This window comes from Burkholderia sp. SIMBA_051 (assembly GCF_046534915.1).
GTDB classification, from domain to species: Bacteria; Pseudomonadota; Gammaproteobacteria; order Burkholderiales; family Burkholderiaceae; genus Burkholderia; species Burkholderia ambifaria.
Genome location: NZ_JAWRXS010000094.1, coordinates 1 through 362, shown reverse-complemented (window position 1 = coordinate 362; position 362 = coordinate 1). Strand labels below are relative to the sequence as shown.

General features: G+C 68.0%; 1 pseudogene. It reads left to right on the top strand.

Annotated elements, in window-relative coordinates:
- Positions 1 to 362: pseudogene (gene glmM, locus SB771_RS33700) on the top strand (phosphoglucosamine mutase); the annotation flags it as partial.

The following is a 362-nucleotide window of genomic DNA, read 5'->3' as shown; positions in this document are numbered from 1 at the left end:
ACTCGGCGCCGACGTGATCCCGATCGGTGTCGCGCCGAATGGCTTCCACATCAACGACGGCGTCGGCGCGACCGCGCCCGACGCGCTGATGCGCGCGGTGCGAGCCAACCACGCGGATCTCGGCATCGCGCTCGACGGCGACGCCGACCGTCTGCAAGTCGTGGACGCCGCCGGCCGCCTGTATAACGGCGACGAACTGCTGTACGTGCTGGTCAAGGACCGCATCGCCACCGACGGCAACGTGGAAGGCGCGGTCGGCACCTTGATGACCAACATGGCTGTCGAAGTCGCGCTGCAAAAAGCCGGGGTGAAATTCGTGCGCGCGGCGGTGGGCGACCGCTACGTGCTGGAGCAGTTGCGTG